Source organism: Streptomyces sp. NPDC048392 (genome assembly GCF_043200575.1).
Taxonomy (GTDB): Bacteria; Actinomycetota; Actinomycetes; order Streptomycetales; family Streptomycetaceae; genus Streptomyces.
In genome coordinates this window covers 1-18,944 of record NZ_JBICYB010000032.1, presented here as the reverse complement: position 1 = coordinate 18,944, position 18,944 = coordinate 1, and the positions used below count along the sequence as shown (strand labels likewise).

The following is an 18,944-nucleotide window of genomic DNA, read 5'->3' as shown; positions in this document are numbered from 1 at the left end:
CAGACCGCCATGCCCGCTCCCCGTCCCCCCAAGCAGCGTGATCCGAACCGCTCCGGCCCCGGCATGGCCGCCGCCGGGACCGGCGCCGCCCTGCTGGTGATCGTCTGCTGCGCCGCTCCCGCCCTGATCGCCGCCGGCGCCCTCGCCGGGATCGGCGCCTGGCTCTCCAGCCCCTGGGTGATCGCCGCCGCCGTGCTCCTGGCCGCCGCGGCCGTCACCGTGATCGTGCGCCGCCGCACCCGTGGCAAGGCGTGCTGCCCGCCTGCCTCCGCCCCCACCACTCCGGCCGACCGGGACCACCGCACGGACCCGGCCTCCAAGGAAGGCCCGCACCACCGATGACGCGCCCGCCCCGCCGTACGGTCCTCGCCGTCGCCGCCGCAGCCGCCCTCACCCTCGCCCTCGCCCTCGCCCTGACGGCCTGCGGCGCAGACACCACGGCCACCAACTCCGCCACGGGCTCCAGCAATTCCGCCGTGAAGGATGGCGCCGCCGTCACCACACTCGACGGCAACGACGGAGAACTCTGCGAGTGCCGCGCGGCAGTCCACGACGTCCAGGGGATGCTCAACCGGAGCGAGTCCAGAAAGGTGCTGGTCTACTTCCTAGACGAATTCTGGCCGTCGACGCCTACCGAGACGAAAGCGTTAGACCACATCCCAGGACGTTGAGAATTCCGGGCGGCTACGAAGAATCTGGGTGAGTGGAGCACCGGGTCGGTGATGAATTGAGAGCCGCCCGCCACATGTTCCGCCGCATCGGGAACATGCTCGGCGCCGGGAACGCGAACAGGTTCATCAATTTCATCGAAGCGGCCTACATCACGCCGGTGAACAAGGCACAGTCGACCTGACAGGAACCGCTCGTCCAGACCGTTGGGTGGCCGTCCCATCCCTTCCACAGCCACCACCGCGCGCCACCATGCTGAGGAGGCACAAGTCGTGAACACAAGGACTTGACAGGGAAACCTGCAGCTGCCCGCACTGCAAGAAGCTCGGCGGCGGACCGATGATGTGGTGGGCGGGCTTCGCTCCCGAGAACGTCACCTGGACAGGCGGCGTCGAGCCGACCTGGTACACCACGTTCGAGGGCGAGGCTCAGCGCGGCTTCTGCCCGAACTGCGGCAGCCGCCTCGCGGCGATCGACAGCGACGTCCCCGAGCTCGGCATCGTCGTCACCGCCCTGGACGACACCACCGGGGACGACCTCGTCCCCGTCAACCAGTCCTTCCGCGGCGACGCCGTGCACTGGCTGGACCAGGTCCCCGACACCCAGAAGAAGAGCCCCGTCGGCTGACACCCGCGAGACCTCCGGGGGCCAGCAGCCCTGACCCTGCCGGCCCCCGGACCCGCACCCTCCTGGGACCGTCTGCGCCCCGTCCGGCTCACCTCCGACGGCCCGTCCCGCACCCCGCCCAGGAGACCCATCGTGCTCACCCCTCACGCCACCAGCGAGTACGGCACCCTGCGCCACGTCGCCATGCGCTACGCGAGCGACGTCACCCCCGACCTCGACGGTCCCGACATCCACCCCGTCCTGACCCGCCAGAAGACCACCAGCTCCTGGCAGCCGTACGACCCGGCCACCGTCCGTACCCAGCAGGACACCCTGATCGACCTCCTCCGAAGCCGCGGCACCGAGGTGACCCTCCTCGGCGCCGCGCCGGGCTGCCCGGTCCAGCACTACCCCCGCGACATCGCCTTCGTCATCGACCACCTCCTGGTCATGGCACGCCTGAACGCCACGCACCGGCGCCCCGAGGCCGACGCTCTCACCCCGCTGCTGACCGGCGCCCCGCACGTCGCCCGCCTGGACGAGGGCACCATCGAGGGCGGAGACGTCGCCCTGCACACCGGAACTGTCCTCGTCGGCCTCGGCGAAGAGACGTCCCCCGCGGGTCTGGCAGCACTGCAGCGGGCGCTGTCCCACCACGGCGTCGACCGTGAGGTCCGCCCGGTCCGCTTCGCCACCCGCGGCATCGTCCATCTGGACGACCACTTCACCATCGTCGCGCCCGGCACCGCTCTCCTTCACCGGGACGTCTTCCCGCACGCCGAACAGCGCTTTTTCGAGAACCACTTCGACCTTGTGGACGTCACCGACGCAGAAGCGCGCGCCGTCCAGGCCAACGTCCTGGCGATCGCTCCGGACACCGTGATCGTCACCGCCGGCAGCGACCGCATCGCGGGGCAGCTCGCCGCACGCGGACTCGAGGTCCTCGCCGTCGACTACAGCGAGGTCACGCGAATCCCCGGCTCGCTGCGCTGTACCACCCTGCCACTGATCCGCGCCTGATCCACCCCCGGTTCCCGCCCCGCCAGGCCGCCGCGCCGCCCGTGCGGTCTCTCGCCCGACTTCTGGAGCTGTCGTGTCCGACGCGCTGTTGCCCGTGCTTCTCGCCGTCCCGGTCGTGGTCCTCGCCTGCCAGGCCGGCGGGCGGGCTGTCAGGCTGCTCGGACAGCCGCCGGTCATCGGCGAGATCCTGGCCGGAATCCTCCTCGGTCCCTCGCTGCTCGGCTGGCTCGCACCCCCCGTCCAGCAGTACCTCCTGCCGCCCTCGGTTCTCCCCGTCACCTCCACCCTGGGCACCCTCGGCCTCCTGGCGTTTCTGTTCCTGATCGGACTGGAACTCGACCTGCGCAGCCTGCGCAGCACCCGCAGCGCTGTCGCTGCGGTCAGCCTGACCGGGCTCCTGCTCCCCATGGCCCTCGGCGCCGCACTGGCCGCCGCCCTCTACCCGCACTTCGCCCCAGACGGCGTCGGGCGGCTGCCGTTCACCCTGTTCGTGGCCGCCGCCCTGAGCATCACCGCCTTCCCGGTCCTCGCACGGATCCTCGCCGACCGCGGCCTGGAGACCACGCCCCTGGGAACCTTTGCCCTGGCCTGCGCCGCCACCGACGACGCCCTCGCCTGGTGTCTGCTCACCGCCGCCATCGCCCTGGCCAGCACCGGCACCGCCCTGTCGGCCCTGGCCACCTTTGCCCTCACTGCCGCCTTCGCCGTCGGCCTCACCCTCGTACGCCCCCTGCTGCGCACCCTGCTCGAGCGCGCCGGCCGCACCGGCGACGAACTCGTCCTGGCCCTCCTCTTCGCCGGGCTGTGCCTCAGCGCCTACACCACCGACCAGATCGGCGTGCACCCCGCCTTCGGCGCGTTCCTGTTCGGAGCCGCCGCCCCACGCGGCCTGCCGGTCGTCGAGCGCAGCGCCGCGCGCATCCGCGCCGTCGTCCTGCCGCTCCTGCTGCCGCTGTTCTTCGTCGACGCCGGCCTGCACACCGACTTCTCCGCTCTGCCCACCGGACAGTGGGGCTGGGGCGCGGCCATCCTCGCCGTCGCCGTGGTCGGCAAATGGGGCGGCGCTGCCGGCGCCGCCCGGCTCACCGGCTCCGACTGGCGCTGGTCGGCCGCAGTCGGCACGCTTATGAACTGCCGCGGCCTGACCGAACTCGTCGTCCTGGGTATCGGCCTGCAGACCGGCGTCATCACCGAGCCTCTGTTCACCCTCTTGGTGATCATGACCGTCATCACCACCGCGGCAACCGCCCCGATCCTCCGCCGCGTGGCCGGTGACGACCCGCGGATGACCCCGCCAGCACCGCATGACGATCCCGAGCGCGCCCCGGCCCGAAAGGCGATCCGATGACCCGATCCCCGAACCCGGTCCTGGATGCGGTCCTCACCCGGCGCAGCGCGCCCCGCCTGACCGAGCCCGCCCCCAGCCCCGCCGACCTGGAGCGCCTCGTCCAGGCCGCGGCCACCGCACCCGACCACGGGCGGCTTCGCCCCTGGCGGCTGGTCGCAGTAAGCGGCGACGAGCGGGGCCGACTCGGCGACGCGCTCGCAGAAGCCACCGCCACACCGGAACAAGCCCGCCGCGCCGCTGGCAAGCCCATGCGTGCGCCCCTGCTCCTGACGATCGTGCACCGGCCCAGGCCCAACCACCCGAAGATCCCCGAGTGGGAGCAACTGGCCGCCACCACTGGCATGGTCACCACCTTGTCGCTTCTCCTGCACAGCCACGGCTTCGCGTCGATCTGGCGCACAGGCGGCGCCGTCCAGGCGCTCCAGGTCCGCAAGTACCTCGGCATCGACGACGATGAACAGCTCCTGGGCTGGCTGTACGTCGGGACGCGGCCGGCGTATGAGGTCATCAAAATGCGCGCACCGTGCGACGTCCGCGGCAAGATGACTTGGTCTTGAGGCGGCTGAGCCTGCCGACTCGTCGACCTCCACGACCGCGGTCTCTTCCGGGGGCTGACCGGTCCGTCGGTCTCTCGGTCGCCACTGGGTGGAAGCCCTCCTACCTCACGGACTACCGGCTACCCGGTCTCCGGGGCGTGCAACAGCTCTTGAAGCCGGCGTGAGTCTGACAGAGTAGAAACATGGCGACTCTCGACCGCCCGACCCGTCTGGGCTTCGCAAGCATCCCGGCCCTCGGCGTAGCCCTTCTCACCATCGCCTGCTGCGCGTTGCTCAACGCCCAGCCGTCGCCGTGGGCTTGGCTGGCGGGTGCGGGTGGTGGCGCCTGGGGGTACTGGTACTCCAGCCGTTGGGCGACATCTGCACGTCGGTAGGAGACGGCATCCGTCTCCCGCTTGTGGGTGACCAGGGTGCACTGCGGCGTCCGCGTGGCGCTCAGAAGTCGCGCAACGGCTCGCCCGCGTTCAAGCGGTCCAGGCGCTCGGAGAGCCGTCGGCTCATCAGGTGCTGCGACGCCTGGGAGGCCCGTCTCGCCGCCGCTGTGTGCTCGGCGGCGTCACCGCGCAGCCGGGCCAGCTCGGCCTCCGTGATCAGGAGTTCCACCGTGTCGCGCGTCCGGTCCGACGGAAGGGCCGATGCCTCCTTCAAGGCCTGAGCGCCATGTTCGGCCAGGCCGGCGACGGCGAACGCCCACGCCGCCTGCCCTTCCAGCTCGCGCAGGTCGAACCACTCAAGCCAGGCTGGGCTGACACTGCTCTGGGCGCGGTCGAAGAACTCGCGGGCCCGCTTCACCGCTGCCACAACCTGGTCCGCCTGACCGTTCAGCGCCCACGCCCGAGCTTCGGTCACGTACGCGTAGGCCCTGACCAAAGGAAGGGCTCCCTGGGCCGCCAGCACAGCGCTACGCGCGTGTGCGAGCACATCCGCCTGGCCTCCCTGCGTCGCCGCCAACCGGGCCTGGTGGATGTGGACCCGGGTGATGCGGGCGCGGTCGCCGATCGCCTGGGCCAGCCGCATCGCCTGAAGGTCGTAACGCTGGGCGAGACCGGGAAGCTGGTCGTCGTAGGCCATCGACGCCATCGCGAGGACGGCGTCCACCACGCTGCCGTACAGCCGGCGCCCGGTCCGGGCGGAGAAGCTCCCGTTCAACATCGGCGTGGCGTGCGTGTCCATCATCGACGCGAACGCGCCGCGGAACTTGCCCCCGCCGTGCTGGGAGTCGAGCTTGCCGAACAGCCGCGTCTGCTCGTCAAGGAGGTCGATGTCCGCCGCGCTCACCTTGTGCTGCCCCTGACCACCGATCACGGCGTCGGCCGGCATGACAAGTGCCTCCCTCGAGGCGGGACCGAAGACGCTCGGTGAGAATGCGCTCTTGACGACGTTGCGCCGGCGCATGGCGTCCAGTGCCCACAGCTTCGAGAGCATCAGCACAGCGTGAGGGACGTCCAGGTACTCCAGCGACTGCGCCGCGACCAGGCCGGTGTCGGACGGCCAGCCCAGACTCTCTGGCGTCACTACCCGGTGCAGGGCCTTGGACAGCACATGGCACGCGGCGGCCGCGAGGTCGGCGCTGGGGGTCGCGCCCTTGCACCATCGCGAGACGGTGCTCGTGACCACCGTGTAGGGCAGGTGGACGGCCTCGCATCGAGCGGCGATCCGGCGGGCGAAGCCGCTGATGGACCAGTCCAGCGTCTCCAGATGCTTGAGTAAGACCTCGTTGCGCTCCGCCTTCGCTGATCCCGGCTTCGTCATCGCGCCGCCCATCGTCGTGAGGTCAGTGGAGAGGGCGAAGTGGTGCCAACCGGGAGAGTTGGTGCCCACGTCGAGAGAGGAGGGGAGATAGGGGCGGGGCCGGTGGCGTGCACCTTGGCCGCCGAGACGAGCAGGGTGATCAGAACGCCCAGCAGAATCACGGTGAGGCAGCCGCCGAGATCGCGGAGCGTCGACTTCAGCGGATCCCGGCCCCAGGACCGCTCGTCGTCCTGGTGCGGGTCGTGCCCCACCTGGGCCGCCGGGCGGTCGGGGATCGAGCGGCGGACGAAGGCGTCGATGGCGGACGGCGCGTACCCGAAGTGCCTGCCCCGCTCGGCATCATCCCTGGGCTGGCGCGGCCCCCAGTTGACGGTGTGGCAGGTGTCTCGATGGGCCGACAGGCCAAGTCGGACGCGCGGGAATCCTGGCCGGCCCCGCAGGGCCGCCCAGACGCGCACGGCATCGGCCACAGTGCCCACCGACACGTAGCTGCCACGGCGGCTGCCGCCGGCGGGCACCGCAAGGAGTACGGCGCCGTCCACCTTCACACCAACCGCGCCGTCAAGGAGGTCCGGGTCGGCGAGGCGTTCCCAGAACCAGGCGTAGTCCTCAGCGCACTCCTCGGGTGAGGGGCGGCGGCAGAGCGGAGCGGCGATGTGCGCCAGCGGGAAGCGGGGCATGGAAGGCGCGGGCCTCGCATCGTGGACATCGGTCACGCCGCCCGGGTGAGCGGGTGGTTGAGGATCTCGGTGACGGTGTCCCGGTCCAGGAGGGCTCGGCGAAGGACGTCGAGGTCGAATCGCGCGAGGATCAGGGCGTGGTCAGAGACCGCTCGCACGTCGTCGGTCGCCAGGACCTCGAAGGCGGTCAGGGCCGGCACGAGGTCGGGGGTGCAGTACATGCGGTCGATGCGCTGGGCGGGCCCTTGGTCGGTGCGCTTCAGACTCGCCGTCGCCGCGAGCGCGCCAGGCTGGCCGAGGACCGTGGCGGCGTGCAGGCCGAGGTCGGTGAAGACCGGGTTGCCGCCGGAGAGGATCTCGTCCGGCCGGGTGTCCGAGACACGCCGACCGTCGCGCTCGATGGTCCGGTGCTGGTAGTGCACGCGGTCCTCGACCCTGTCCCAGTCCGGGAGCGCCACGGATTCCAGGTCCGTGCGGTGCGGGTAGCTGTTCGCGTCCATCCCCACCAGGGCACTGCGGGCGCTGTCGGCGAGGGTGGTGAGCCGCCGTGCCTCGGTCGCGCGCAGGTCCGGGTCGAAGTGGCACAGGTGTGCCGAGGCGAGGTCGATCGGCTTCGGGCAGCCCTTGAGGCGGACGCGCGGATTGCAGATCGGCTTCCACGGCATGTCGTGTTCGAACTCGCCGTCGACGACGAACCTGGCGGGGTCGACCATCACGCCGCCCGGGTTCCGGCTGCGTACTTCCCGCGGCGCGGCCATGAACGGGGTGAGACCGCCGAGCCGGTTGGCCTCGGCGTACAGGTCCGCCTTTCCGCGGTCCCACGCGCCGGTCAGCTCCTGGCGCAGTACGACGTGCGGTTCGATGGAAGCGAGGATGTCGCGGGCCAGGTCGCGGTGGTCTTCCCCTCTGTGCCGGCCGCGGCCGTTGTGCTCGATGTTCCAGCGCACGATGCGCAGTTCGTTGTCGAGGGTGGGCTGTGCAAGGGACACGTGGTCATCTCCCAGGGCGGAGGGCAAGGCGGTCACGCCGCGCGTTGGCCGGGCGCAGGAGCGGGTTCGAACGCAGGGGGAGTGGATAAGGAGACGATCGGCCCGTGCCGTTCGCGCAGATGTCGGGCCTGTTCGGTGTACGGCGGTAGGCCCGTGCCGGCCCGGCGGGTGTCGAGCTGGGCGGGATCGGTGATCGGGTGCGGTTCGAGGTGCCCGTCGGGGCGGTACCAGTGCTGGGTTCCGTACAGCTGTGCCTGCCCGGCGTTGACGAGGCAGCGGTCGTGCAGGTGGGCGAGCTGGGCGCTGGTGGCGTCGTCGGCTTGCACGGCCTTCTGCAGCAGACCCAGCAGGGTTCGCTGGAACGCAGGGTTGTGGTCGCTGTGTACGGCGATGTCCACGGCGGCCTGGCAGGCGTCCGCCCCTACGGTGCTCCGGCCCGGCCACTGCCCGAGCCGTTCGACGATCCGCTTCAGCCCGGCGGCGTTGTCGTGCTGGGTCTGGGCGAGCGCCGCGAGCGCGTCCGATGCCATGCCGAGGCGTTCGACGCCGGGTGTACGCCAGTGCGCCTTGGCTCGCCGCGCGCGGTCCAGCAGGTCCTTCGCGAGAGCGGGGTGGCCCGGGGCGAACTGGTGGGGCTCGTTCACGAATTCACCTGCTCTTCCGCGTCGGAGATGCGGGGCCCGCGCTTGGTGGCCCCGGCCGCGCTCAGGATGGAGTGGATGGCGCCGTAGGACCGGTTCGTCGTCTCGCAGATCTCCCAGACGGTGACCCTGCGGCCCGTAGTGCGGTAGGCGGCCACGACCTTCGTTGCGAACTCCTCTCGCGCCGTACCGGTGAGCTTCCTGCCCGTCTTGATGACGGGCAGGTCGAGGAGTTCGGGGGCAGGGTTCGACTCCGGGCTCCGCGTCGTCACGGCGGCCGCGTGCGGTCTTGGTGAGGTCACAGGACGTTCTCCTCGCGCGCGAGGGCGAGTCCGGTGCCCAGGGTTCGGATCTGTTCGAGCATTGCCTCGTACTCCCTGTCGTCGTCGCTGATGTCGACTCGGGAGGCGGCGAGGATGCAGTGGATCTCCCGGCGTCGGGCTGCGGCGAGCAGCCGGGCGAGCTGGGGTCGTGTAGCCGGGTCGGTCGGTCCCGTGACGTCGAAGGTGCGGTCCGCGACCGTCCACCCACGACAGGTCGCGAGGGCCTGCGCGTCGGCGAGACGGGGAGCGGGGTCCTGCCGGAAGCCGACCAGAACGTAGAGAGCGACCCGCTTCTCGCCCGCTACACCTCGCAGGACCGTCTCCAGCTGCGCGCGTTGCAGCAAGCCCAGACATGACGCTGCGGCGTCACGGTGCAAAGCCGTTGGCACAGTGGTCATGCCAGGCCCCCAGTATCGGTGAACTCATCCCACGGCCGCACCGGGCAGAACCGTGCGGAGGTGTCGTGGAAGGCGGCGTACGCTCCGGTCGGGCCGAGCCCCGGAAGGGGCACCCGCACGGCGAGGAACAGGCCGGCCACCGCTACCGATATGCGTAGGGGCAGATCGCGCAGTGCGAGGGCCGCCTTCAAGTCCCCATGGTGTTGAGCGCGCGGACGTTGCCGCGGATCGGAGGCCGTTCGCTGGTGCCGCGCGGCGGTGCGGGGCGGTGTGGTTGAGATCGTCACGGGAGGTTCCTTCAAGGCGAGGACACAGGACATGGAGGGGGCTTGGTGAGGCCGCTGCCTTGCCGCACGAGGGAAGAGGCGGCGTCGAGCCGGCCGCGATCAGTGGACACGGTCCCCTCCCTCATGCCGCGGTTTGCTGGTCTGTTCGGGCGGCGCTGTAGTGGTGCCGGGCATGGCCGTCAGCTGCCGGACAGGGGAGACCCACAGCAGGGCCACGGGGCCGAGGAGGAGCACCGTGCCGGTCAGCAGCGCGGCCCACACACCGGCCGCGGCGGCGACGGCGCCCGCCGCCGCGGTGGCCAGTAGCCGGGCCCCGGCGACCAGCCACACCGATGTCTGCTGTACACGGGACTGGAGGTGGGGCGGGCACAGCTGCTGGCGGAGCGACCTCTGTGTGGACGCGGCCGCCGTGACCGCGACCGCCTTGACGGCGCTGGCTGCCACCAGAGCGATCAGCCACTCGTGCCCGGAGCGGGCGAGAAGGAGCGGCATCCCGCACATCGGGTACGCGGCGAAGCCGACGAGTAGGACTCCGCCGGGTCCTACCCGGCGCACCAGCCAGCCCGCGATCAGGGCACCCACCAGGCTGCCCACCCCGACCGCGCCCAGCACCAGGCCGAGACCGGTGTCGCCGTAGTCGAGCTCGGTCAGCAGGTAGTACGCGAAGTAGGTCGTGACGATGCCCTCGGCGAAGGCGTGGTAGGCCATCGTCAGCACCAGGGGCCGCTGGAGCGGGTCCCGCAGCACGTGTGCCGTGCCCTCACGGATCGACGTGATCATCTTGGGGCGCGGCCCGGCCGGACGCCGGTCAGCGTGGACGGTGGAGATGCGCGAGGCGTACCAGGCGCTGATCAGGTAGGACGCGGAGTCCAGGAGCAGGCAGCGGGCGGCACCGAGCAGACTGACCGCGGCGGTCCCGACGTAGGTGCCGGCGGATCCCGCGACGGCGAAGGCCGCCATCACCCGTGCGTTGGCGTCGGGCACGAGTTCCGGTTCCACCAGCTCGGGCACGATGGCGATCGCTGCGGCCTGGTGCAGCACCGTCAGCGCGCCCAGCAGGAACGCCACGCCGTACAGGACCGGCATGGACAGCGTGCCGGCAGCCCAGCAGATGGGGACCACCGCGACCACCGCGGCCGCCGCCAGATCGGTGCCCACCATCAGCCGCTTCTTGGAACAGCGGTCGCCCGCGACGCCGGCGGGCAGGGCGAGGAGGAACCCGGGTGCCATGGCGGCGGAGGCGAGCGTGGAGACCTGCCCCGGGGTGGCAGCGAGTTCCATCGCCGCGACCACGGGGAGCGCGACCGCGGAGACGGACGAGCCGACAAGGGCCGTCGACTCGCCCAGCCAGTACGCCTGGAAGCTGCGGTGGCCGCGCAGCGAGGGTGCCGGGGCCGTGGAAGGGGCAACGAGAGCGCCGGCGCGTACCGGCTGCGAGGGCAGAGTACTCACCGTGCCTCCCCGGGCATGGCCCCGAGCAGGCCCGCGCGGGCGGCGTAGGCGACTGCCTCCGCACGCTGGTGTACGCCCAGTCGGCTGAAGACGTTCTTGAGCGTGGACCGGACTTGCTCGGGGGTCCGGCCGAGCCGTCGGGCGATGCCCATACGCGTCAGCCCCTCCGCCACGAGGACCACGACGTCGACCTCCAAGGGCTTCAGAAGGATGCCGGGCTGCCCGAGCGTCTGCTGACGCGTCGGCTCGGCCGCAGCGGTCCGAATGCACCTCCCCAGTCCAGGCGGGAGACGGTGACCGCCTTCGGCGGCCAGGTCCTTCACGCGCTGGAGGAGGTCCGGGTTGTCGTACAGCTCGGCGGTGCGCACCACCGCTGCCACGCCGTACGACGCGACAGCGACGATGTCGTGAGCGCCGACGAGGTCGGCCACCAGCACGACCGGGACATCGGGATGGCGCTCATAGTGGGACTTCAGAGCCTTATGGCAGGTGCGGTCCACGCGGTCGGCGGTCACGACCACGACGTCCCTGGAGAACACGGTGGTGCCGCCGACGGAATCCGCGGCGAAAGCGTCATCACGTGGGGGTAAGCCCTCAGCGACGGCATTCAGACTCATCGGGCGACCCCCGGCAGCGCGGGGAGCAACGCCTGCTGCTGCTCAAGGCGTTCCAGCTCGAGGGCTACCTCCACGATGCCGATATGGCTGAAGCCCTGGGGGAAGTTCCCGACCTGCCGCTGCAGCTTCGAGTCCCATTCCTCAGCCAGCAGTCCGACGTCGTTGCTCAGGCCGAGAAGGCGCTCGTACAGGACGCGTGCGTCGTCATAGCGGCCGATCATCGCCAGGTCCTTGGCCAGCCAGAACGCGCAGACGAGGAAGTCGCCCTCATCACCCGGCAACCCGTCCACGCCGATGGCATCACCGCCGGTCAGGTAGCGCAGGACGAACCCGTCGGAGGTGGAGAGCTCCTCCTGGACGGCCTCGATGGTGCCGATGACCCGCTTGTCGTCTGCCGGCAGGAAGCCCACCTGGGGGATGAGCAGCAGCGCGGCATCGACATTCTTGCTGCCGTAGAACTGGGTGAAGGCGTTGCGTTCAGCGTCGTAGCCGTTGGTGCAGACGTCCTGGTGGATGGTCGCCTGCAGAGTCCGCCACTGCTCGACGGGGCCGTCGGCATGGCCGTCCTCGACGAGTTTGACGGCACGGTCGACCGCGACCCAGGCCATCACCTTGGAGTGCACGAAGTGCCGGGTGGGGCCACGGCCTTCCCAGATGCCCGCGTCAGTCTCACGCCAGTGCGTCTCGACCGACTCCACGAGCTTGATCAGCAGGGTGTTGCTGGTCTCGTCCCGTTCCAGACCGAACTGGGCAGCCAGGTGCAGGGTCCCGATCAGTTCGCCGTACACGTCGAGCTGGCGCTGTCCGGCGGCGCCGTTGCCGATGCGCACCGGTGCCGACTCCTCGTAGCCGACGAGCCAGTCCAGCGTCGTTTCCGGCATCTCGCGTTCCCCGGCGATGCCGTACATGATCTGCAGGTTCTCCGGGTCGCCGGCGACCGCGCGCAGTAGCCAGTCCCGCCAGGCGCGGGCTTCGTCGAGGTAGCCGGCCTGCATGAGGGTGGCGAGGATCTTCGCGGCGTCCCTGATCCAGACGTAGCGGTAGTCCCAGTTGCGGACACCGCGGATCTCTTCCGGCAGCGAGGTGGTCGGCGCGGCGGCGATCCCTCCGGTCAGCGGGTTCGTCAGTGCCTTCAGCGTGATCAGCGAGCGAATGACCGCGGCTCGGTAGGGACCGTTGTAGGCGCAGTGCGAGACCCAGTCGGTCCAGAATTTCTCGGTGTCCTCGAAGGCCTGGTCGATGTCGAGTTTGTCGGGTGCGCCCTTGTAGGAGGGCTGCCAGCTCAGGGTGAAGGTGGTGCGTTGGCCCTCGGTGAGCGTGAGGCGGGAGCGTGTGGTCAGCGACTCGCCGTGGCTTTCTGCGTCGGTGTCCAGCCAGACCGCGTCGGGGCCTGCGACCGCGCGGGTGCGGTTGCCGGCGGTCTTCTGAACCCAGGGCACGACCTTGCCGTAGTCGAAGCGCAAGGACAGGGCGACATCGACGTCGACGGTTCCGGTGACGGCTTCGGCTCTACGCACCAGACGCGGCGTGTCGTCGGCGCCTGTGCGTGGCGGCATGAAGTCCGTGACGCGCAGCGTGCCCGTGGGGGTGTCCCACTCCATTTCCACGATCAGCGTGTCGCCGCGGTAGGAGCGGCGGTCGGCCGGAGGGCGCGAGCTGGTCTCGGGCACCGACGGGCCGATGTGCCAGTAGCCGTTGTCGGGGGTGCCCAGCAGTCCGGCGAGTACGGCTTCCGAGTCCAGCCGGGGCAGGCACAACCAGTCGATCGTCCCGTTGCGGCGGGTGAGCGCGCCCGTCTGGAGATCGCCGATGAGTGCGTAGTCCTCGATACGCCCAGTCATGGAAGTCCGTTCTGTGAAAGGGGTCCTTGGCCTGCCAGGGGCAGGCGGACCGTGGTGGATACGTGGTTGGTGCGGCTCGATGCCCGCGGGGCGGGGGGTGGTGCGGTCGGGGGTGGTGCAGTCCGTGCGGCGGGCAGGTGCGCCGTCGCCGGTCCGGGGCTAGTGCGGGCCGGGGAGCTGGGCGGCGAGGACGATCACCGCGAAGGCGAGGGCGAAGGTGCCCAGCCGGGCGAGGTTCTTTCCGGTCATGGCGTCGCCACCGGCTGAGGCAGGGCGCCCCCGCCGAGCGGAGACACCAGGGTTCGCAGCGCGTTGGCGGCCGTCACCACCTCGAGCGCGGTGCGGGTGGGCACCGGGTCTTCGAGGCGTCGGGTGCGGCCGTGGGAGATCCACACGGTCTGCAGGCCGGCGAGCTGACCACCGGCGACGTCGGCGGTGAGCGAGTCGCCGACCATGACGGCCGCGCCGGTGCCCGGGGCCTGCAGTTCGTCCAGGGCCACCTGGAACAGGGCGGGTCGGGCTTGCGCACCCCGTACTCGCCGGAGATCACCACCGATCCGAAGTACGGCGTGAGACGGGCGACGTCGAGCTTGAGGCGTTGCGCGTCGGGCGACCCGTTGGTGACCACGCCCAGCGCCCACCCGTCATCGGCCAGCTGCTGGAGAGCGGAGCAGACCTCGGGGCGGTACGGCACGAGCTCGGCCGAACGCAGCCGGTAGTCCGCGTGCAGGGAGGCGATGGACCGCCGGAGCTTGAAGGTGTCCTTGAGGTCGGCGAAGAAGGAGTGGCGGGCGCCGGCGTGCAGGCTCTCGGCCCGCATCAGCCAGGACAACGGAATGCCCGTGGAGTGGGCGAACTCGCCGGCCCACGCGGCGAACGCGGCCGTGTGGTCGGTGAGGGTGTCGTCCAGGTCGAACAGCGCGTGCTTGCTCGTCTGTCGCATCGTAGTCATCCCCACACCGGCCCCGGGATGTCGACCGGGCACCCGCCTGTGCTGGTGCGCGTGGGCAGGCCGGCCGTGGACAGCGTGGTCTCGTCGAGTTCGGCGTTGCGTAGCTGGCGCAGCAACTGGCGGGCGACGACCCTGTGGATGCGGTCGTCGTCGAGGCGCACGTCCTGGTCGAGCAGGGGCGACGCGGTGGGGGAGTACACGGTGCCGCGCACCCCGACGATCTCCGCCTCCCGCACCCGTACCGCGATGAAGCCCCGCTGCAGGACCTGGCACGCCTCCAGGGCGCGGACGGCGTCCTTGGCGCACACTGCGGGGGTGGCGGTCGTGATGTCGGTGGGGAACGTCAGGGTCGCCCGGGTGTTGTCGTCCACGTGCAGCAGCCACAGCACCCCGCGGTCATCACGGTCCGGCTCGCCCTTGCACACCGCGCACTTCAAGGCCGCGTCCATCACTTCGCGCTGCCGGACGGGGTGGTGGTGGGCCATCGCCACCGGACCGGAGGCCACTCCGCCCCACCGCTCCCACAGGATGTTGTCGACGTCGCGATCCTCGGGGCGTTCGTCCGCGTAGTAGACGTGCCCGTGCTCGTCGAAGAGCACGGTGACATCGCACAGGAACTCGCCCTGGCGGGGTGCGATGTAGAGCGGACTGTCCGAGGCCGGGCGTCCTACGGTGGCGGGCCGGCCGGGGGCGGTGGGAAGGCTGAGGGGTTGCACGGGAGGCTCCTGGTCAGGAAGTGAGGATCCGGCTGCCGAGGGCATGCAGGGCGAGTTGAAGGAGCAGGGGAGCGGTGAACACGCGCCCGCAGGGGTGCCAGCGGATCCACCGGGCGTCGTCGTGCGCCGCGAGGGTGCCGGGCGGCGGCGGGAGCGTGATCGTCGAGCCGTCGCTCAGGTAGCGGACCGGCTCGGGCCAGCCGGGGTCGTCCGACTGCGAGGGGACGAAGAACGCCCAGCCGCCTGCGAGGGTGGCGACGGCCCCCACCGGGTCGAGCGGGTGGCGGCCGAGGGTGTCCAGGGCGTCGTGGGCCAGGGGTTCGGGCACGACGACGGCATCAAGGCCGTGGCCGGTCGGGAAGGCGGCGCCGCTGTGGAGCAGCAGACGGTCGGCGAGGTCCACCTCGCGGGGTAAGGCGGCCGAAGCGCGGGAGTTCACCGCGGCCTCCTCAAGGTGACGTGGGGCGCCGTGGCGTCCCCGGCGTAGGGGGAGGTCTCGACCGTGACCGGCGCGCTGGAGTATCCGCGGACGGTGTTGTGCACGGCGCGGACCGGGTCGCCGGCCAGTTCCAGGTGGGTGCACCGGTGCGCGAGCGCGCGCAGCAGACAGCGGGCCTGCATCAGGGCCAGTGACACCCCCGGGCACTGGTGCGCGCCGCCGCCCAGGGCCAGATGCCGGTCGACGAACGGGCGGGCCAGGTCGTAGGTGTCGGCCCGCGTCCACTTGTGCTCATCGAGGCCGGTGGAGCCGTAGAGCAGCCACACCTGTTCACCGGCCTCGATCCGCATGCCGCCCAGGTCGGTCGTGCGGGTCACGATCCGGCCGCGTCCTTGTATCGGGGCGTCCAGACGCAGCGCCTCGTGGAAGGCCGCCTCTGCCCGGTTGGGATCCTTGCGCAGCCGGGTCCACTGCACGGGGTCCATCGCGAGCCGGGCGATCGTCTCGGCCAGCCCGAGGACGGTGGTGTCGACGCTGGCGGCCGCATAGTCGCAGACCAGCCGCACGGCCTCGGCCTCGGTGAGACGGCCTCGATCTGCTGCCGCGTACGCGGCGCCCGCCAGGGAACCGGGATCGACGGCTTCGCGGCTGATCGCCCGCTCCAGGGCGGCGCGCATCGCGGCGGCCTCCGGCAGGGCCTGGCTCAGGCGGTCGTTGTCGGGACCGAACACATCGAAGGTGCCGCCCAGCAGGGTGGTGTGCTCGGGCTCGGTAAGCCCCACCAGGTGCCCGATGGTGTCGCACACCATCTGCCTCGACAGCGCGACGGCATCGAAGGAGCCGCTCTCGGTGTGCTCCGCAACCAGGCGCCGGGCACGAGCGGAGAGCTCTTCGCGCAGTTGGGAGATCGCCCGAGGGCCCATCCGCCGGGCCAGGACCTGCCGCAGCCGGGCATGCTCCTCACCGTCGCGGGACACCACCGAGTCGGCGAGGAACCCGGTGTTGGCCTGCTCCGTGAGCGCCACCCCGCCCATCGAGGTGAAGGTGTCCGGGTCCTGGAGGACGGCCTGCACCTCGGCGTAGCCGGGCACGGCCCACACCCCGTGCTTCTCCAGGTGGACGGCCGGCCCGGTGGCGCGCAGCGCCGCGTACGTGGGGTAGGGGTCAGCCAGGACGCGCTCGTCGAACAGGCTGAGGGAACTGCTGGGGGCGACTGTGTGCGGGGGCATCGGGAGTCTCCAGGGATGGGGGACGGACGCGGGGGTGGGCGTCCTGCGCGGGATCAGGCCGGCACGGCCGTCACGGGGTGGGGGGCGGCGGGCTCCGGTCCGGTGAAGCGGCGGGAGTAGTCGCCCTTGGCCAGGCCCAGGGCGGTCTCGGCCAGCCGCAGCAGCTGGATGTCGGAGGTGCCGGCGGGCGCGTAGATGTGGTGCGCGTCGCGCAGGTAGCGCTCCATGGGCCGGTCGGTGTGCAGTCCCGCGGCCGCGTGGATCTCCATCGCGGTGCGCGCGGAGTCCAGCGCGTACTCCGTGTTCACGTACTTGGCATTCATCAACTCGGCGTCGCACACCGGAAGGTCAGTGTGCTCCTCGGGGTCGTCGTCCTCGGGCCGGTGGCGGTCGAGGAGGCTCGCCGCGTGGTAGGCGGTGAGCCGGGAGGTCATCAGCCGCGACTGGATCTGGCCGAGCTTGGCCCGGACGGTCGGCAGCTCGTGCAGGGGCTTGCCGTAGCGGATGCGCTCGTGGCAGAAGGCCGTGGTGGTCTCCAGGATGGCCTCGTGTATCCCGAGGGCCACGGCGGTGAGGTTGGGCCGGCCGTACAGGATGCTGGAGGAGTAGGCGACGTCCCGGCCGTCGCCCTCGGCGCCGAGCCGGTTGGCGGCGGGGATGCGGCAGTTGTCGAAGACCAGCTCGCCGAAGGAGAACCCGTGCAGACCAAGGGTTGGCTGGGGCGGGGAAAGGGTCAGGCCGGGACGGTCGGACTCCACGAGGAAGGCGGTCAGCCCCCGGGAACCGTCACCGGTGCGGGCCACCACCCCGTGCAGGTCGCCGACATGGGAGTTGCCGACGTAGACCTTGGTGCCGTTGAGGACGTAGTCGTCTCCGTCGCGCACTGCGGTCATCTGCATGCCCAGTACGTGGCTGCCGGAGATCTCCTCGGTGACCGCGATGGTGGGCAGGCACGTTCCGGCGGCGATCCGCGGCAGCCAGGTGTCCTTCTGCTCGCGGGTTCCGAAGTGCACGATCTTCGCGGTGCCGAGCTGCGAGGCCTGCACCATCGCGCCCATCGCGGCGCTCACTCGGGAGAGTTCCGTGATGATGACGGTTTTGGCGAGGTGGCCGACCGCCATCCCGCCGTGCTCCTTGCCGATCGTGGCGCCGACCCAGCCGCGGCGGGCGATCTCGCCCGCAAGGTCGTGCTCGATCTCGCGGCTGGCTTCCATGTCCGCAACGCGGGGCGCGACGACCTCGTCGGCGAACGCGCGCACTTCGTCTCGGAGCTGCAGGTGGTGGTCGGTCAGGAACGACTCGGACACTGAATTCCCCTCCAAAGGGACACCCTGGCCGGGTGTCGTCGGCGAAGCGGTGGCTACGGAAGCGGTATGCCGGAGCGCTGGTAGACCAGCTGCTGTACGCGGTCGCGGTATTGCTTGATGAGCACGAGGGATGCCTGTCCGGTGGACCGGTCCATCCGCTCCAGCCCGACGAAGCAGACGGTGCCGAAGACTTCGCCGCCCGACCCGTCCGGATGCGTGTGGATGAGAGGGGCGCCGGCGTAGGTGCGGATGCCGAGCTGGTCGACGACGGGGTTCACGGCGAAGCGCGGCTTGGCGAAGACATCGGGCAGCACCAGGGCGGTGGTGCGGCGGGCGACCTCGGGGCAGTAGCCCCAGTCGGGGGCCATCGACCGCTCCACCTGCGGCAGCCCGTTGCCGGGGGGCGTCGACAGGCCGACGAACTCCTGGTGGCCGGTGGCCGGGTTGAACGCGTTGACGATGGCGTACGGCGCTCCGGCCTCGGTGGCCAACTCGGTCGCCAGGGCGTCCAGTTGCGGGTCGGGTCGGTCCATGCCGAGCTGGTTCAGCAGGTGTATGCGGGCGTCGGCTGGTGGGGTGCCGAGGGCGGGAATCATGGGCGGGCTCCGAGGGCGGCGTGTGCAGAGGCGGGCAGGTGGGACAGGGCATGGGCCACGAGGTCGGACAGGACGTCGCGGACGGACTCGCGCTTGCGGGCGTCGCAGGCGAGGACCGGGACGTGCGCGCCGAGGCGAAGGGCCTGGCGGACCTCGTCGAGCAGGTAGCGCGGAGCGGCATCGAACAGGTTCACCGCGACGAGGAAGGGCAGGTGCCGGGCCTCGAAGTAGTCCACGACCGTGAAGGCGTCCTCCAGACGGCGGGTGTCGACCAGCACCACCGCACCGGCCGCGCGGTGGGAGAGGTCGTCCCAGATGCTGTTGAACCGGTCCTGCCCTGGGGTGCCGAACAGCATCAGCACGATGTCCGGCTCGGCTCCCGGCCCCGCAAGAGTGACCCGTCCGAAGTCCATGGCCACGGTGGTGGTGGTCGGGTCTTGTCCCCGATGAGTGGACACCTGTTCGTTTCGTTATGCGGCAAATGTCAGGGGAGCTGACTGCTGTTCGTAGGCGATCGGTGCCTGC

The 18,944-nt window shown here is 71.0% G+C and carries 24 protein-coding genes and 1 pseudogene; 8 read left to right on the top strand and 17 right to left on the bottom strand.

The window, feature by feature from the left end:
* The first annotated feature begins 9 nt into the window (after positions 1-9).
* The 8 genes from ACGFYH_RS29895 (at position 10) to ACGFYH_RS29860 (ending at position 4,574) form a co-directional block, all read left to right on the top strand.
* The gene (locus ACGFYH_RS29895) at positions 10-342 is read left to right on the top strand and encodes a hypothetical protein (protein WP_393806296.1); all 333 of its coding nucleotides are present in this window, start codon (positions 10-12) and stop codon (positions 340-342) included.
* The gene (locus tag ACGFYH_RS29890; RefSeq protein ID WP_393806295.1) at positions 339-671 is read left to right on the top strand and encodes a hypothetical protein; all 333 of its coding nucleotides are present in this window, start codon (positions 339-341) and stop codon (positions 669-671) included. The genes ACGFYH_RS29895 and ACGFYH_RS29890 overlap by 4 nt, the downstream gene beginning before the upstream one ends.
* Before the next feature lie 32 nt (positions 672-703).
* Entirely contained in the window at positions 704-853 is a 150-nt protein-coding gene (locus tag ACGFYH_RS29885) for a hypothetical protein (RefSeq protein ID WP_393806294.1), read from the top strand.
* A gap of 155 nt (positions 854-1,008) precedes the next feature.
* Positions 1,009-1,296, top strand: a complete 288-nt coding sequence (locus ACGFYH_RS29880; RefSeq protein WP_393806293.1) for a GFA family protein — start codon at positions 1,009-1,011, stop codon at positions 1,294-1,296.
* Between the two features lie 132 nt (positions 1,297-1,428).
* Positions 1,429-2,295, top strand: coding sequence for a dimethylarginine dimethylaminohydrolase family protein (locus tag ACGFYH_RS29875; RefSeq protein WP_393806292.1), 867 nt, complete (start codon positions 1,429-1,431; stop codon positions 2,293-2,295).
* Between the two features lie 73 nt (positions 2,296-2,368).
* Positions 2,369-3,643: a cation:proton antiporter gene (locus ACGFYH_RS29870; RefSeq protein ID WP_393806291.1), complete on the top strand. Its 1,275-nt coding sequence runs from the start codon at positions 2,369-2,371 to the stop codon at positions 3,641-3,643.
* A complete protein-coding gene (locus ACGFYH_RS29865; RefSeq protein ID WP_393806290.1) occupies positions 3,640-4,200 on the top strand; it encodes a nitroreductase in 561 nt (186 codons plus the stop codon). The genes ACGFYH_RS29870 and ACGFYH_RS29865 overlap by 4 nt, the downstream gene beginning before the upstream one ends.
* Before the next feature lie 182 nt (positions 4,201-4,382).
* Positions 4,383-4,574 (top strand): hypothetical protein, encoded by a 192-nt coding sequence (locus ACGFYH_RS29860; protein ID WP_393806289.1) that lies wholly within the window; start codon positions 4,383-4,385, stop codon positions 4,572-4,574.
* Between the two features lie 61 nt (positions 4,575-4,635).
* Here ACGFYH_RS29860 and ACGFYH_RS29855 read toward each other — a convergent pair whose 3' ends face one another.
* The 17 genes and pseudogenes from ACGFYH_RS29855 to ACGFYH_RS29775 form a co-directional block, all read right to left on the bottom strand.
* A complete protein-coding gene (locus ACGFYH_RS29855; RefSeq protein ID WP_393806288.1) occupies positions 4,636-5,964 on the bottom strand; it encodes a transcriptional regulator in 1,329 nt (442 codons plus the stop codon).
* On the bottom strand, positions 5,949-6,632 hold the full coding sequence (locus ACGFYH_RS29850) for a DUF6302 family protein (RefSeq protein WP_393806287.1): 684 nt from the start codon (positions 6,630-6,632) through the stop codon (positions 5,949-5,951). Before ACGFYH_RS29850 ends, ACGFYH_RS29855 begins: the two co-directional genes overlap by 16 nt.
* Before the next feature lie 32 nt (positions 6,633-6,664).
* On the bottom strand, positions 6,665-7,621 hold the full coding sequence (locus tag ACGFYH_RS29845; protein WP_393806286.1) for an endonuclease/exonuclease/phosphatase family protein: 957 nt from the start codon (positions 7,619-7,621) through the stop codon (positions 6,665-6,667).
* Between the two features lie 32 nt (positions 7,622-7,653).
* Positions 7,654-8,265, bottom strand: coding sequence for a DUF6624 domain-containing protein (locus ACGFYH_RS29840; RefSeq protein WP_393806285.1), 612 nt, complete (start codon positions 8,263-8,265; stop codon positions 7,654-7,656).
* Positions 8,262-8,564, bottom strand: a complete 303-nt coding sequence (locus ACGFYH_RS29835) for a helix-turn-helix domain-containing protein (protein ID WP_393806284.1) — start codon at positions 8,562-8,564, stop codon at positions 8,262-8,264. Before ACGFYH_RS29835 ends, ACGFYH_RS29840 begins: the two co-directional genes overlap by 4 nt.
* On the bottom strand, positions 8,561-8,929 hold the full coding sequence (locus tag ACGFYH_RS29830) for a recombinase family protein (RefSeq protein WP_393806283.1): 369 nt from the start codon (positions 8,927-8,929) through the stop codon (positions 8,561-8,563). The genes ACGFYH_RS29835 and ACGFYH_RS29830 overlap by 4 nt, the downstream gene beginning before the upstream one ends.
* Positions 8,930-9,369: 440 nt before the next feature.
* The gene (locus ACGFYH_RS29825) at positions 9,370-10,722 is read right to left on the bottom strand and encodes an MFS transporter (RefSeq protein ID WP_393806282.1); all 1,353 of its coding nucleotides are present in this window, start codon (positions 10,720-10,722) and stop codon (positions 9,370-9,372) included.
* On the bottom strand, positions 10,719-11,261 hold the full coding sequence (locus ACGFYH_RS29820) for a LuxR C-terminal-related transcriptional regulator (RefSeq protein ID WP_393806281.1): 543 nt from the start codon (positions 11,259-11,261) through the stop codon (positions 10,719-10,721). Before ACGFYH_RS29820 ends, ACGFYH_RS29825 begins: the two co-directional genes overlap by 4 nt.
* Positions 11,262-11,335: 74 nt before the next feature.
* A complete protein-coding gene (locus tag ACGFYH_RS29815) occupies positions 11,336-13,180 on the bottom strand; it encodes a glycoside hydrolase family 15 protein (protein ID WP_393806280.1) in 1,845 nt (614 codons plus the stop codon).
* Between the two features lie 245 nt (positions 13,181-13,425).
* Entirely contained in the window at positions 13,426-13,680 is a 255-nt protein-coding gene (locus ACGFYH_RS29810; protein WP_393806279.1) for an HAD hydrolase-like protein, read from the bottom strand.
* A 68-nt stretch (positions 13,681-13,748) separates the two neighbouring features.
* Positions 13,749-14,123: pseudogene (locus ACGFYH_RS29805) on the bottom strand (HAD family hydrolase); the annotation flags it as partial.
* A 5-nt stretch (positions 14,124-14,128) separates the two neighbouring features.
* Positions 14,129-14,848: a hypothetical protein gene (locus ACGFYH_RS29800; protein ID WP_393806278.1), complete on the bottom strand. Its 720-nt coding sequence runs from the start codon at positions 14,846-14,848 to the stop codon at positions 14,129-14,131.
* Between the two features lie 13 nt (positions 14,849-14,861).
* Positions 14,862-15,287 carry a hypothetical protein gene (locus ACGFYH_RS29795; RefSeq protein ID WP_393806277.1) on the bottom strand — a complete coding sequence of 142 codons (426 nt, stop codon included), beginning with the start codon at positions 15,285-15,287 and terminating at the stop codon, positions 14,862-14,864.
* Entirely contained in the window at positions 15,284-16,516 is a 1,233-nt protein-coding gene (locus ACGFYH_RS29790; RefSeq protein WP_393806276.1) for a cytochrome P450, read from the bottom strand. The genes ACGFYH_RS29795 and ACGFYH_RS29790 overlap by 4 nt, the downstream gene beginning before the upstream one ends.
* A 53-nt stretch (positions 16,517-16,569) precedes the next feature.
* The gene (locus ACGFYH_RS29785; protein WP_393806275.1) at positions 16,570-17,823 is read right to left on the bottom strand and encodes an acyl-CoA dehydrogenase family protein; all 1,254 of its coding nucleotides are present in this window, start codon (positions 17,821-17,823) and stop codon (positions 16,570-16,572) included.
* A 53-nt stretch (positions 17,824-17,876) separates the two neighbouring features.
* Positions 17,877-18,419, bottom strand: coding sequence for a GAF domain-containing protein (locus tag ACGFYH_RS29780; RefSeq protein WP_393806274.1), 543 nt, complete (start codon positions 18,417-18,419; stop codon positions 17,877-17,879).
* Positions 18,416-18,877: an ATP/GTP-binding protein gene (locus ACGFYH_RS29775; protein WP_393806273.1), complete on the bottom strand. Its 462-nt coding sequence runs from the start codon at positions 18,875-18,877 to the stop codon at positions 18,416-18,418. The genes ACGFYH_RS29780 and ACGFYH_RS29775 overlap by 4 nt, the downstream gene beginning before the upstream one ends.
* Positions 18,878-18,944 lie beyond the last annotated feature (67 nt).